Source organism: Deinococcus aerophilus (assembly GCF_014647075.1).
Classification (GTDB): Bacteria; Deinococcota; Deinococci; order Deinococcales; family Deinococcaceae; genus Deinococcus; species Deinococcus aerophilus.
Genome location: NZ_BMOM01000021.1, coordinates 30676 through 42463 on the forward strand (window position 1 = coordinate 30676; position 11788 = coordinate 42463).

At 67.2% G+C, this 11788-nt stretch carries 13 protein-coding genes, 1 tRNA gene and 1 riboswitch; of the genes, 8 read left to right on the forward strand and 6 right to left on the reverse strand.

All coding sequences use genetic code 11. The features are described 5' to 3' along the window. Positions 1–3 precede the first annotated feature (3 nt). From IEY21_RS12260 to IEY21_RS12270, 3 genes are read left to right on the forward strand one after another with little or no spacing between them, the layout of a single operon-like run. The gene (locus IEY21_RS12260) at positions 4–1059 is read left to right on the forward strand and encodes a heme-dependent oxidative N-demethylase family protein (RefSeq protein WP_229753070.1); all 1056 of its coding nucleotides are present in this window, start codon (positions 4–6) and stop codon (positions 1057–1059) included. Next, positions 1056–1496 (forward strand): guanyl-specific ribonuclease, encoded by a 441-nt coding sequence (locus IEY21_RS16845; protein WP_229753071.1) that lies wholly within the window; start codon positions 1056–1058, stop codon positions 1494–1496. Before IEY21_RS12260 ends, IEY21_RS16845 begins: the two co-directional genes overlap by 4 nt. Next, positions 1493–1891 carry a barstar family protein gene (locus tag IEY21_RS12270; protein WP_188904637.1) on the forward strand — a complete coding sequence of 133 codons (399 nt, stop codon included), beginning with the start codon at positions 1493–1495 and terminating at the stop codon, positions 1889–1891. Before IEY21_RS16845 ends, IEY21_RS12270 begins: the two co-directional genes overlap by 4 nt. 83 nt (positions 1892–1974) lie before the next feature. Here the strand turns inward: IEY21_RS12270 and IEY21_RS12275 are convergent, their stop codons facing one another. The 3 genes from IEY21_RS12275 to ffh all read right to left on the reverse strand — a co-directional run bounded on the left by IEY21_RS12275 (position 1975) and on the right by ffh (position 4802). Next, complete coding sequence (locus IEY21_RS12275; RefSeq protein WP_188904638.1) at positions 1975–3063, reverse strand: alkene reductase; 1089 nt, start codon at positions 3061–3063, stop codon at positions 1975–1977. 230 nt (positions 3064–3293) lie between these two features. After that, a tRNA-Lys gene (locus tag IEY21_RS12280) sits at positions 3294–3369 on the reverse strand. A gap of 95 nt (positions 3370–3464) precedes the next feature. Then, complete coding sequence (gene ffh / locus IEY21_RS12285; protein WP_188904639.1) at positions 3465–4802, reverse strand: signal recognition particle protein; 1338 nt, start codon at positions 4800–4802, stop codon at positions 3465–3467. Positions 4803–4882: 80 nt separating this feature from the next. Here ffh and IEY21_RS12290 point away from each other — a divergent pair, with 80 nt between their 5' ends. Next, the gene (locus IEY21_RS12290) at positions 4883–5188 is read left to right on the forward strand and encodes a nucleoside triphosphate pyrophosphohydrolase (RefSeq protein ID WP_188904640.1); all 306 of its coding nucleotides are present in this window, start codon (positions 4883–4885) and stop codon (positions 5186–5188) included. Here IEY21_RS12290 and IEY21_RS12295 read toward each other — a convergent pair. Further along, the gene (locus IEY21_RS12295; RefSeq protein ID WP_188904641.1) at positions 5160–6032 is read right to left on the reverse strand and encodes an EamA family transporter; all 873 of its coding nucleotides are present in this window, start codon (positions 6030–6032) and stop codon (positions 5160–5162) included. The two genes, IEY21_RS12290 and IEY21_RS12295, sit on opposite strands and share 29 nt — an antisense overlap. Positions 6033–6132: 100 nt before the next feature. Here IEY21_RS12295 and IEY21_RS12300 point away from each other — a divergent pair, with 100 nt between their 5' ends. The 4 genes from IEY21_RS12300 (at position 6133) to IEY21_RS12315 (ending at position 8937) form a co-directional block, all read left to right on the forward strand. Beyond that, positions 6133–7314, forward strand: coding sequence for a thiolase family protein (locus IEY21_RS12300; protein ID WP_188904642.1), 1182 nt, complete (start codon positions 6133–6135; stop codon positions 7312–7314). 4 nt (positions 7315–7318) lie between these two features. Next, the gene (locus tag IEY21_RS12305; RefSeq protein ID WP_188904643.1) at positions 7319–7630 is read left to right on the forward strand and encodes a YciI family protein; all 312 of its coding nucleotides are present in this window, start codon (positions 7319–7321) and stop codon (positions 7628–7630) included. 110 nt (positions 7631–7740) lie between these two features. Then, positions 7741–8577 (forward strand): 3-hydroxyacyl-CoA dehydrogenase family protein, encoded by an 837-nt coding sequence (locus tag IEY21_RS12310; protein WP_188904644.1) that lies wholly within the window; start codon positions 7741–7743, stop codon positions 8575–8577. 108 nt (positions 8578–8685) lie between these two features. Next, positions 8686–8937, forward strand: a complete 252-nt coding sequence (locus tag IEY21_RS12315) for a hypothetical protein (protein WP_188904645.1) — start codon at positions 8686–8688, stop codon at positions 8935–8937. A 17-nt stretch (positions 8938–8954) separates the two neighbouring features. Here IEY21_RS12315 and IEY21_RS12320 read toward each other — a convergent pair whose 3' ends face one another. Both IEY21_RS12320 and IEY21_RS12325 read right to left on the reverse strand, forming a co-directional pair. Further along, a complete protein-coding gene (locus IEY21_RS12320; RefSeq protein WP_188904646.1) occupies positions 8955–9968 on the reverse strand; it encodes an alpha/beta fold hydrolase in 1014 nt (337 codons plus the stop codon). Then, entirely contained in the window at positions 9965–11296 is a 1332-nt protein-coding gene (locus IEY21_RS12325; protein WP_188904647.1) for an O-acetylhomoserine aminocarboxypropyltransferase/cysteine synthase family protein, read from the reverse strand. Before IEY21_RS12325 ends, IEY21_RS12320 begins: the two co-directional genes overlap by 4 nt. 135 nt (positions 11297–11431) lie before the next feature. After that, a riboswitch (SAM riboswitch) is annotated at positions 11432–11525 on the reverse strand. Positions 11526–11788: the final 263 nt, after the last annotated feature.

Below are 11788 nucleotides of genomic sequence, written 5' to 3' on the forward strand. Positions count from 1 at the left end.
GCCTTGGGGGGATGCGGCAGGCAACGAGCGAACGGCAGTGCTAAGCTGCCCCACATCCGTCCGCTGCCTGCCGCGCCCATCTACCGGCCCTTTCTGGAGGGCACCTACACCGTCTCGGCGGGACTGTTCCGCCTGGGAAAACAGCCGGTGCCGTGGCGCGAGGACGGCGCGGCAGAGTCCCACACCTTTGAGCCCGACAGCTCCTGGGCGCAGTTTGTGGACAGCAAATGGGCGGCCCACCGCCGGGGGCTCCACCACTACGCCGGAGAAGCCAACCTCGCGCCGGGCCTGCGTGAGGCAGCCCTGAACTTCGTGGCCCACACGCTGGCCGCCGAAAGTGGTGGGGCCATGACCTGGGACGGCCGGACCTTCTGCAACCTGCGGCTGGGGTGGGAGGCGACGCTGGACCTCCGGCGGGGCAGCGTGGATGGGCTGCGGCGCTTCGAAGCGCCGTGGTCTGCCCTGCGGAGCGACCTGGAACCGGTGGGGGCCCTGGACTTTCTGGGCCTGAACGCCGCCGAGGACCTCGCGATCATTGCCCGTGACCCGGTGACCGGACGCGACTGGCTCGCGGCGGCGCACGTCCTCTCGCCGGGCCATTGGGACCCGCGAGACAAGCTGGGGCGGGACTTCGTGGCGGTGCATGGTCCGGTCGCGGGCGCCGGGCGCATGAATGCCACCGCGCCCCGGCTGGTCGAGGCCGTGATTCAGCGCGGCCCGTTTCTGCGCTTTGCCTGGGGCCTCACGGCAGATGACCGGCTGGACCACCACCCCGAGCTGAGTGCCTCCGCGCCCGAAGCGTTTGACCCGGAACAGACCTATGTGCGGGTGGAGCGGCAGACGCTGACCGGTTTTCCAGATCAGCACGGAGCGCTGTTTACCATCCGGCCCTACCTGTACCCGCTGCGGCAGGCCGTGCGGGAAGCGGCACACGCCCAGGCCCTGGCCTGCGCGCTGCGCAGCATGACGCCACAGCAGCGGACCTATAAGGGTTTGGGGGCCATTCTCCCGGACCTCCTCATCTGGCTGGACGCACGCGCTCTAGACTCGGGGCCGTGAAGCCGCCCGCCCTCCTGTACGCCCTGCTCGCGACCGTGCTGGCGGGGTGTGACCTGCCCTCCGGCACCCAGGACGCCCAGAGCCAGCCGCAGATTCAGACCCAGCGTGCGCCCGATGCGGCGGAGGCGCTTGATCCTGCCAGCGGACTGCGCTGGATGTCGGCGGACGCCCTGCCGCGCGAGGGCACCCAGGTGCTGACCGCCATCCGGAAGGGTGGCCCGTTTCGCTACAGCAAAGACGGCACGACCTTCGGCAACCGTGAGGGGTTGCTGCCGCAGCAGCCGGGCAATTATTACCGCGAATACACCGTTCCCACCCCCGGCGAGGCGGACCGGGGAGCCCGCCGCATCGTGTGTGGAGGCTTGCCCATCACCCGCGCCGATGAGTGCTACTACACCGCCGACCATTACAGCAGCTTCCGGAGGATCCGCCCATGATGCAGGTGTTTGACGAACGGCCGGGCGGCATCCAGCGTGCCCCGCACGAACCGCGCATTCTGGCGGCCGGTCATCAGGTCAGCCTGCGCGAGATCTCGTTTTCCGAGGTGGACGACAAGGACGGCCTGATGCTCGCCATGTTGCGCGGACTGGCCCTCACCGACAGTTTCGGGCGCAACTGGGATGCTCTGTACGATGTCCTGACCGATCCCGAGGGCCGCCCGCCCCGGCTGGCCCTGCTGCTGTGCGATTACCTGCACTTCTGCAAACGCCACCCGCGCCTCAGCGCCGATCTGGAGCGCGTTCTGCTGGACGCTCAGAAAACCCTGGATACCCAGGACCGACAGTTGTGGTTGCTGACGGAGGAACCTGACAGCGACACCCGGCACTGGTAGGGTCAGCTTTGCGGCCAGGAATTCACGGGCGGCGGAGAACCCCCGCACAGGAGTCCTCCGCCAGCTCATTTGCGAATCCCGGTTCAGCTCTGAACGAGGTCCTCCGCCAGGGTGGGATACGAGGTGTACCCCTGCGCGCCGCCGCCATACATGGTGGCCCGGTCGGGCTCGGCGATGGGGGCATTCTGCCTCAGCCGCTCCACCAGATCGGGATTGGCGATATACGCGCGGGCAAAACCGATCAGGTCGGCCCGGCCGTCTTCGAGGGTCTGTTCGGCTGCCTCACGGTCATAGCCCCCGGCCGTGATGATGACGCCCCGGAAGGTGGAGCGCAGCAGCGCCGTGGGATTGTGTCCCTCCATGCCCTGGGGAGGCGCGTCCTGCGAGGCGTCCACCACATGAACATATACCGGGGCCAGCGCGTCCAGCGCGCGTCCCACGTATTCGGTGGTGGCCACTGGATCGGCGTCGCTCATATCGCCAAAGACGCCCCCGGGCGACAGCCGCACGCCCACCCGCTCGTGGCCGATCGCTTCCGTTACCGCCTGCACAACCTCCAGCAGCAGGCGGGCCCGGTTCTCGATGCTGCCGCCATACCTATCTGTCCGGTGGTTGGTCCCGCTCTGCAGGAACTGGTCGAGCAGATAACCGTTGGCGCCATGAATCTCCACGCCGTCGAAGCCCGCCTCCAGGGCGTGGATGGCCGCCTGACGGAAATCGGCCACGATGCCAGGGATTTCGTCGGTTTCCAGGGCCCGGGGCGTCTCAAACTCCACCATGCCCGCCTGCGTGAACAGCTGGCCGGCCGGCCGGATGGCCGAGGGAGCGACCGGCAGTTTGCCACCGTGGTAGGACGAGTGCGAGATGCGCCCGACATGCCACAGCTGGGCGAAGATTCGGCCCCCGGCCGCATGAACGGCCTCGGTCACTGGCCGCCACGCGGCCACCTGCTCTGCCGTGTGCAGGCCGGGGGTGTCCGGGTAGCCCTGGGCCCCCGCCGACACCTGGGTCGCCTCCGTGATGATCAGGCCTGCCGAGGCACGCTGGGCGTAGTACTCCGCCATCAGGGCGGTGGGAACGGTACCCACCGCGCGGCTGCGGGTCATCGGGGCCATCACCACACGGTTGGGAAGTTGCAGTGCGCCGAGTTCAAAAGGTTCAAACAGTTTCATCTTGTCTCCAAAACAGGGGGGCCCGGGAGGATCAGGGCCCATCAGAAGGGTGCGGGACCTCCCGAGAGCCGGGCAGGAGGTCAAGCGCGCAGCATAGAACCTTCAAATCGATGGTTTGAATAATAAATCACTATATTCGGTAAATCTAAATGTGGTGGGCAGAGTGCGCTCAAAAATTTTATCCGCCCATGAACCAATAACAGAAGGCCCGCACAGGGCGGGCCTTTCTCTGGTGGGTCGTGTAGGACTTGAACCTACAACCCGCTGATTAAAAGTCAGCTGCTCTACCGATTGAGCTAACGACCCGCCGCGCCGTGCCGCCCACGCAGGGGCGTTTTGCAGCGGGTGTGAGTATACGGAGGGCCGCCCGAACTGTCAATCTCCGGCGGCTTCCAGACAGCTCAGCGCCGGACGTTGGGCGGCAGGTTGGGCATGCGGGGCGGCTTGCCCCCGGGGCCCTTGCCGCTCATGCGCCCCAGCATTTTCATCATGTCCTTCATCTGCTCGTGCATCTTGAGCAGCTTGTTGATGTCCTGCACGCTGTGGCCGCTGCCCGACGCGATGCGCTTGCGCCGCCGCCCGTCAATAATCTTGGGATTGCGCCGCTCTTTCAGGGTCATCGAGCTGATCATGGCGTCGATGCGCTGGATCTGCTTCTCGTCGACGTTGAAGCCCTCGGGCAGCGCACGGCTCATGCCGGGAATCAGCTTCATCAGCTCGCCCAGCGGGCCCATCTTGCGAATCTGGCGCAGCTGGGTCAGCAGGTCCTCAAGGTCGAAGTCGCCGGGCTTCTTGACCTCCATCGCCTTGAGGTCTGCCTGCTGCGCCCGCTCGATCAGTCCCAGCACGTCGCCCATGCCCAGGATGCGCCCGGCCACGCGGTCCGGGTGGAAGGCGTCCAGGCCCGCGATCTTCTCGCTGGTCCCGGCAAAGTAGATCGGCTTGCCGGTCACGCTGCGCGCCGAGAGCGCCGCTCCGCCGCGGGCGTCACCGTCCATCTTGGTGATGATCAACCCCGACACCTGCACGCGCGTGTCGAAGGTCTGCGCCACGTTCAGCGCCTCCTGCCCAGTCATGGCGTCCACCACCAGCAGCGTTTCGGTGGGCTGCATGGCGGCCTGAAGGTCGGCGAGCTGGTCCATCAGCGCCTCGTCAATCTGCAGGCGGCCTGCGGTATCCACGATCACCAGATCACGGAAATCGGTTTTCAGGTGTTCGTCCACGCGGCGGCGGGTCTCGGCCGGAACCTCGCCGTCGGCGACCTTCAGCACCGGCACACCCACCTGCCGGGCCAGCACTTCCAGCTGGTCGCGCGCGGCCGGGCGCTGGGTGTCGGCGGCGACCAGCAGCACGCGGCGGCCCTTGCTCTTGTAGTACGCAGCCAGCTTGCCGGTGCTGGTCGTTTTGCCCGCACCCTGAAGGCCGACCATAAACCACACGTTGCCCTCGGTCTTCAGCTCGGGCTGCACCGTCTTGCCGCCCAGGGTCTCGATCAGCTCGTCATGGACTAGCTTCACGACCGTCTGCCCGGAGTTCAGGCTGCCCGCCACCTCCTGACCCACCGCCTTCTCGGAGACGCGGGCCACAAATTCCTTCGCGACGCCGAAGTTCACGTCCGCTTCCAGCAGCGCCATACGGATCTCTCGCATGGACGCCTTGACCTGCGCCTCGGTCAGCTGGCGCTCCTTGCCCATCCGGTCCAGGATGTCCTGCAACTTGTTGCCCAGGGACTCAAACATGAGGGCAAATTAGCACGCGGGGGCGGGCCTTTTCTGTCACCACAGGCGGAAAGCCGTGAGACGGACCCTATGCTGTTGTCATGGACAAACTGGTCCGCGACCGCATTCCTGAATTGTTTGGCGGCAGTGCCCGCGCCCTGGACCCGGAGGAGTTCCGCGCCGCCCTGGGGGCCAAGTTGCAAGAGGAGGTAGCGGAATACCTGCACTCGGGAGAGGAACTGGAACTTGCAGACGTGCTGGAGGTCGTGTATGCCCTGGCCCGCCTGAACGGACTGACCCCCAGCGAACTGGAGGACCTGCGGGCCCAGAAGGCCGGGGAGCGCGGCGGCTTTGAGGCGCGGCTGTGGTGGACCGCACCTACCTCAGACCCACCAGGGCCGTGCTGAGACACGCCAGGGCCACCCCGGCCCACTGCACGCCGCCTAGGCGCTCGCGGTTGAAGACCAGGGCCAGCACCGTCGTCAGCACGATGGACATGCTGCCCAGGACCGTCACGACGCTGTCCTCGCCGCGTCCCAGGCCCAGCGCCGTGAACAGGACCGCCGCCGTGGAGAGCAGGCCGGACACGCCGGCGTATTTCAGCGCCCCGGGACCGGCCAGGGCAGGCAGTCCGGCGCGGCGCTGTCGCCACACGCTCAGGGTCAGGAAGGTCAGGACCAGGGTACACAGCCGCAGGGTCCACGTGCCCTGTACGCCGCCCACACGGGGCGTCAGGCCGTGGCCCATCACGAAGAAGCCCGCTCCCAGGGTCAGCGCGGCGAGGATGGCCCACCACGCTCCCTGAAGCTGCGCGGGGGTGGACCGGACTCCCTGTGGGCGCTGCGGCAGCGATACCAGCACCACCGCTGCCAGCACGCCCAGCAGCCCCACGCCGGTCAGCAGCGTCAGCCGCTCGCCGCTGAGCCACGCCAGCGCGGTGGTCACGGCTCCGTAGCTGCCCATGACCGGAGCCACCACCGCGAGTTGCCCCAGCCCCAGCGACTGGTAAAAGGCCAGTCCGCCCACCGTCATCAGGGTGGAGGCCCCCAGCGCCCAGGCCCACGCCACGGCGTCGGTGGGAATGACGCTCTGTCCGGTCAGCAGCAGGTATGCCAGCAGCGCCGCCACGCCAAAGCCCTGCGCCACGAAGGCGGCGCGCATGGCTCCCATCCGCCGCGAGGCCGGCTGCGCCAGATAGTCCGCAAACCCCCACGCCAGCGCCGCCAGCAGACCCAGGCCCACGCCGCTCACCGCTTCACGACCCGACCTGTTTCTTGCAGACCCACCGGCAGAGGATAGCGGTCCCGGTCTTCCTAACGCCCGTTAGGTTCTGCGCGCTATCCTGCCTGCCATGAGCAAAGCTGTAATCGTGGCGGCGTCGCGCACGCCGACGGGCAAGTTTCTGGGGGCGCTGGAAAGTGTGGGCGCCGTGGAGCTGGGCAGCATCACCCTGGCCGAGACGCTGCGGCGCTCGGGGCTGCCGGCCGACGTGATCGAGGAAGTCATCATGGGACAGGTCGTGCAGGCGGGCTGCGGGCAGAACCCGGCGCGGCACGCGGCCCTGAAGGCGGGCCTGAGTCATGAGGTCGGCGCCCTGACCATCAACAAGGTCTGCGGCAGCGGCCTCAAGGCGGTCATCCTGGCCGCGCAGAGCATTCGTGCGGGCGACCAGAGCGCGGTGCTCGCGGGCGGCATGGAAAGCATGAGCAACGCCCCGCACCTGCTGCCCGGCGCCCGCAAGGGCTACCGCCTGGGCCACGCACAGGTGCTGGACGCCAACACCCACGACGGGCTGTGGTGTTCCATCAACGACGAGGGCATGGGCCTGACCGGCGAGCGCGTGGCCGACAAGTACGGCATCAGCCGCGAGGAACAGGACGCCTTCGCCACCCGCAGCCACCAGCGGGCCATCGCGGCGCAGGAAGCCGGGCGCTTTGCAGACGAGATCGTGCCCGTGACCGTCAGGGGGCGCAAGGGCGACACCGTGGTGGACGCCGACGAGGGACCGCGCGCCGACACCAGCCCGGAGACGCTGGCCCACCTGAAACCCGCCTTCAAGAAGGACGGCTCGGTCACGGCGGGCAACGCACCCGGCCTGAACGACGCGGCGGCCAGCCTGCTGATCATGTCCGAGGAAGCCGCGGCGGCACACGGCCTGACCCCGCTCGCCGAGATCGTGGAGTACGCCACCGGAGGCCTGGCCCCCGAGTGGGTCATGATGACGCCCGTGCCTGCCACGAACAGGCTGCTGCAGAAGCTGGGCTGGACGGCGGCCGACGTGGACCTGTGGGAACTCAACGAGGCCTTCAGTGCCCAGAGCTTGGCCGTGATGAACGAACTGGGCCTGAACCCCGACCGGGTGAACGTCAACGGCGGCGCAGTGGCGCTGGGCCATCCGATCGGCGCTTCGGGAGCGCGCATCCTCGTGACCCTGCTGCACGCGCTGAAGCAGCAGGACAAGGAAACCGGCGTCGCCACCCTGTGCATGGGCGGCGGCAACGGCCTCGCCCTGGCCGTCAAGCGGGTAGGCTGAGCGCATGGCACCGACCCTGTGGATCATCGAGAGCCGTTACACCAAGTCCGGCGATGAACTGGCCGCCGTCACGCCCCGCCACCGCGAATGGCTGGACCAGCATTACCGCTCGGGCGTGTTCCTGACCTCCGGGCGCAAGCTGGACAACACCGGGGGCGTGCTGGTGGCGCAGGCAGAGAGCGAGGAGCAGCTGCGCGACCTCTTCAAGGACGATCCCTTCGTGCTCGAAGGCTGCTCCGAGTACCGCTACACGCCATTTACTCCGGTCAAGCGCGGGCGGGCGCTGGAGCTGGACGGCGTGGCGCTGGTGGAGTGAGTGGCTCTCAAGTAATACGCACTCTCTTCCGTTTGATCCCCGGGGATGGGATCAGACTTCCCGTGTGCCCGGACAGCCCCAACAAGCTCAAACACAGCTGAGGAGAAAGAATGAAATTCGGAGTCATCGGCGCAGGACAGATGGGCGGCGGCATCGCGCAGGTCGCCGCGCAAAGTGGATTTGACGTGATCGTGCAAGACGTGCAGCAGGAGTATCTGGACCGGGGCCGGGGCGTCATCGAGAAGAGCCTCGCCAAATTGCACGAGAAGGGGCGGCTGAGTGAGTTGCCCGACGAGGTTCTGGGACGCATCCGCTTCACCATGGATCTGCAGGACTTCGCCGACTGCGATCTGGTCGTCGAGGCCATCGTGGAGAATCAGGCGGTCAAGAACGCCCTGTTCGAGCAACTGGGGGGAATCGTCAAGCCGGAGGGCATCCTGGCGAGCAACACCTCCTCCATTCCGATCACGGCGCTCGCCTCGGCCTCGGGCCGCCCGGAGCGGTTCATCGGGATGCACTTCATGAACCCGGTGCCGCTGATGGCCCTGGTGGAGGTCATTCGCGGGTACGCCACCAGCGACGAGACGGCGCGCATTGTCACCGCAACGGCCCAGAAGATGGGCAAGACGCCGCTCACCTGCAATGACTTTCCCGGTTTCGTGTCCAACCGCATCCTGATGCCCATGCTCAACGAGGCCGTCCAGTGCGTCATGGAGGGCGTGGCCGAGCCCGAGGCCATCGACGGCATCATGAAGCTGGGCATGAACCACCCGATGGGGCCGCTGACCCTGGCGGATTTCATCGGCCTGGACACCTGCCTGAGCATCATGGAAGTGCTGCACGCAGGGCTGGGCGACGACAAGTACCGCCCCTCACCGCTGCTGAGAAAGATGGTGCAGGCCGGCCTGCTGGGCCGCAAGAGCGGGCAGGGCTTTTACAAGTATTGACATAAGTACTGAACTGAAGCAATTGCTGCTATTCTGCTCCACCCGTATCTTAACGCCTCGTCATTTTGGCGGATGTTTCTGTCATATTCCCGGGCCTATGCTGGGTGCATGAACGTCACCCGTCATTTCAGCGACACGCGGACGGAATGGGGCCGCGTCCGGTTTCTGCTCCAGTCCAGCCGCGTGGGCCTGATGGCGGAGGGGCCTGGCTGGCAACACTGCAGCACCCATGACACGCTGGCTGACGCCGCCACGTACCTGGCGGTGCTGCCCGAGCTGTGTCAGAGCCTGTACCGTCAGGCGCTGGATGATCTGGAGCGGCAACTGGCCTTTGAACGTGGCTTCGAGGGTGCCGCCTGAGGGGCGCGCCCCCCCGGCTACGGCCCCTTTAGAAAAGCCTCCACCCGTTCCGGCAACCCGCCCGCGTCCATCAGGAACGCGTCGTGGCCGTGGATGCTGTCCAGTTCCCAGTACGCCGCGTTTGGCAGCAGGGCGGCCCCGGCCCGGACCTCTGCGGCGGGATACAGCAGGTCGCTGGAAATTCCGACCACGAGCACTGGAACGCGCACACAGGCCAGTTCGGCGTCTTCCGGCTGGAAGTGGTCCATCGCCCCGGTCAGGGCCAGATAGCTGCCCTCATTGAAGCGGGCGAGCAGTTTCTCGCCCTGATATTCCAGGTAGGAAGTGACCGCGTGAACCCCCGGAGTCCGCTGACCGGACTGCGTGGCGGCCAGGCTCTGCGGACTGCGGTACGACAGCATGGCGATCTGGCGGGCCACCTTGAGTCCAGCGCCGCCGGGGGCCGCGCGGATGGCGGCGCGGGCCGCGCTGTTCAGGCCCACCGCCCACGGCGAGTGGCGCACCGGAGCGCCGATCACCACCGCCCGCTCTACCAGATCGGGACATTCCAGCAGCCACGCATAGGCGAGCAGGCCGCCCATGCTCGCCCCAATTACCCGCACCCGCTGCACGCCCAGGTGGTCCAGCAGCGCGCGGCCCACCCGCGCCATATCGCGCAGGGACAGAGCGAGGTCGCCCAGCTCGGCGGGACCGTCCGTGCCGGCGCAGCCCCCCAGCACATTGGCGCAAACCACAAAGTCGCGGCTGGGGTCCAGCGGCCGTCCCTCTCCCAGGAACTCCGGCCACCACTCGTGAACGGCGCTGTTGCCGGTCAGGGCATGCAGCACCAGCGTGGCCTCCTTCTGCCTCTCCCCGTAGGTGTGGTAGGCCACGCGCACGTCACTCAGCGCCCGTCCGCAGTCCAGCAGCAGCGGTGCGGTGCGGAACAGCACGGCCGTCTTGGGCTTCAGATCCGCCGGATTACCGGAAAAACATCGTTCGGAGTCCTGCAGCGGCAGCGTCAGGGCAGCGGGGCGGGACACGGCGGTCATATCCCCTCCGGCTCCGCGGCCTCGACCAGCGCGGCGGCCAGCGCCTGGGCAAAATCCTCCCGGATGTCGTCTATGTGCTCGATGCCCACCGACACGCGCACCAGCCCGGGCGTGACGCCCGCCGCCGTCTGCGCGGCCTCGTCCAGCTGGCTGTGGGTGGTGCTCGCCGGGTGAATCACCAGCGTGCGGGTGTCGCCCACATTCGCCACGTGCTGGGCCAGCTGCACGCTGCGGATGAACGCCTCGCCCGCCTCACGCCCGCCCGCGAGCTCGAAGGTCAGCACCGCCCCCGCACCGCGCGGCAGGTAGTGCTGGGCCCGGTCGTAGTGCTTGTGGTTGCTCAGGCCCGGATAGGTCACGCGGCGCACGTCGGGATGTGCCGAGAGCCACTGCGCCAGCGCCAGCGCGTTCTGGGCGTGGCGCTCAGCCCGCAGCGACAGCGTTTCCAGGCCCTGGATAAACTGCCACGCCTGCTGCGGGGCCAGGGTGGTGCCCAGATCGCGCAGCCCCTCGGTGCGGGCGCGGGTGATGAAGGCGACGTTGGGCAGGCCCAGGGGGTTGCCCTCCCCGAAGGTTTCCCAGAAGTTCAGGCCGTGGTAGCTGGGCGAGCCTTCGGTCATCAGCGGGTAGCGCCCGTTGCCCCAGTCGAAATTGCCGCCATCCACGATGACTCCGCCGATGCCGTTGCCGTGGCCGCCGATCCACTTGCTCGCCGATTCCACGATCACATTGGCGCCGTGCTTGAGGGGCTGGCAGTAATACCCACCCGCCCCGAAGGTGTTGTCCACAATCACCGCAACGCCCTGGGCGTGGGCGGCGGCGGCAATCGCCTCGAAATCGGGAATGTTCAGGGCCGGATTGCCGATGGTCTCCAGGTAGACGGCGCGGGTGTTGCCGTCGATCAGGGCAGTGAATTCCTCGGGGCGCTCGTCCTTGCTGGTAAACCGCACCTCGATGCCCAGCCGGCGCAGGGTCACGCGGAACTGGTTGACGGTGCCGCCGTACAAGTTGGGCGTGGACACGATGTTGTCGCCGGCCTGCGCCACATTCAGGATTGCCACCAGCTGGGCGGCGTGTCCGCTGGACACCGACAACGCCGCCACGCCGCCCTCCAGCGCCGCGACCCGTTCCTCGAACACCGCATTGGTCGGGTTCATGATGCGGCTGTAGATGTTGCCAAAGGCGCGCAGCCCGAACAGGTCGGCGGCGTGCTGCGGCGACTCGAAGACGTAGCTGTTGGTCGGGTAGATCGGCACGCTCTGTGCGCCCGTGGTGGGATCGGGTTTCTGGCCGGCGTGAACCTGCAGCGTTTCAAATTTGTGCGACATATGGCGGCTCCCCTGTGGGTGCTGGGTGGAGGCCGCGCCACAAGCAGCGCAGCGCCCCGTCTCGGAAGGTGCTGAGAAGGGGCGCAGATTTGTCCGCGTGACCTTCCCGCTTGGCCCCGCCCGCTGCGGTCATCGTTGATCCGCCTGCGGGGGGCTGGCCTTGGCACCGTGACGCGATGGGGTCCGGTTGCCGCGCCGTCAACGAGCCAGTTCTCTCGGGCGCTCTGAAGTGGGTTCAGCTCCACGCGGGAGCTGCCTCAAAGGGTAGCGGCTGTGACCGGGGCGGGTCAAGCCAGCCCTCCAGACAGGTGATTCCCATGAAATCCGTACAGCCTCATCGCTGAAGAGGCAATGAAAAGAATGAGAACAGATTAAAGCTGGGCTTCAAACAAATAAGGCTTCCCTGTCGAGCGGGCCGCGTTACACTTCTCACGTTTCATTTCCCGAACAGTACAGTTGTCTGGTCCAGACGCGTTGCAAACGCGCTTATTT

Excerpts from the sequence above, each read along its gene's own strand:
- ffh (WP_188904639.1), bottom strand. The coding sequence starts at position 4,802 with ATGTTTGAGTCCCTGGGCAACAAGTTGCAGGACATCCTGGACCGGATG.
- IEY21_RS12300 (WP_188904642.1), top strand. The coding sequence starts at position 6,133 with ATGAGCAAAGCTGTAATCGTGGCGGCGTCGCGCACGCCGACGGGCAAG.
- IEY21_RS12290 (WP_188904640.1), top strand. The coding sequence starts at position 4,883 with ATGGACAAACTGGTCCGCGACCGCATTCCTGAATTGTTTGGCGGCAGT.
- IEY21_RS12275 (WP_188904638.1), bottom strand. The coding sequence starts at position 3,063 with ATGAAACTGTTTGAACCTTTTGAACTCGGCGCACTGCAACTTCCCAAC.
- IEY21_RS12320 (WP_188904646.1), bottom strand. The coding sequence starts at position 9,968 with ATGACCGCCGTGTCCCGCCCCGCTGCCCTGACGCTGCCGCTGCAGGAC.
- IEY21_RS12305 (WP_188904643.1), top strand. The coding sequence starts at position 7,319 with ATGGCACCGACCCTGTGGATCATCGAGAGCCGTTACACCAAGTCCGGC.
- IEY21_RS12270 (WP_188904637.1), top strand. The coding sequence starts at position 1,493 with ATGATGCAGGTGTTTGACGAACGGCCGGGCGGCATCCAGCGTGCCCCG.
- IEY21_RS12310 (WP_188904644.1), top strand. The coding sequence starts at position 7,741 with ATGAAATTCGGAGTCATCGGCGCAGGACAGATGGGCGGCGGCATCGCG.
- IEY21_RS12315 (WP_188904645.1), top strand. The coding sequence starts at position 8,686 with ATGAACGTCACCCGTCATTTCAGCGACACGCGGACGGAATGGGGCCGC.
- IEY21_RS12325 (WP_188904647.1), bottom strand. The coding sequence starts at position 11,296 with ATGTCGCACAAATTTGAAACGCTGCAGGTTCACGCCGGCCAGAAACCC.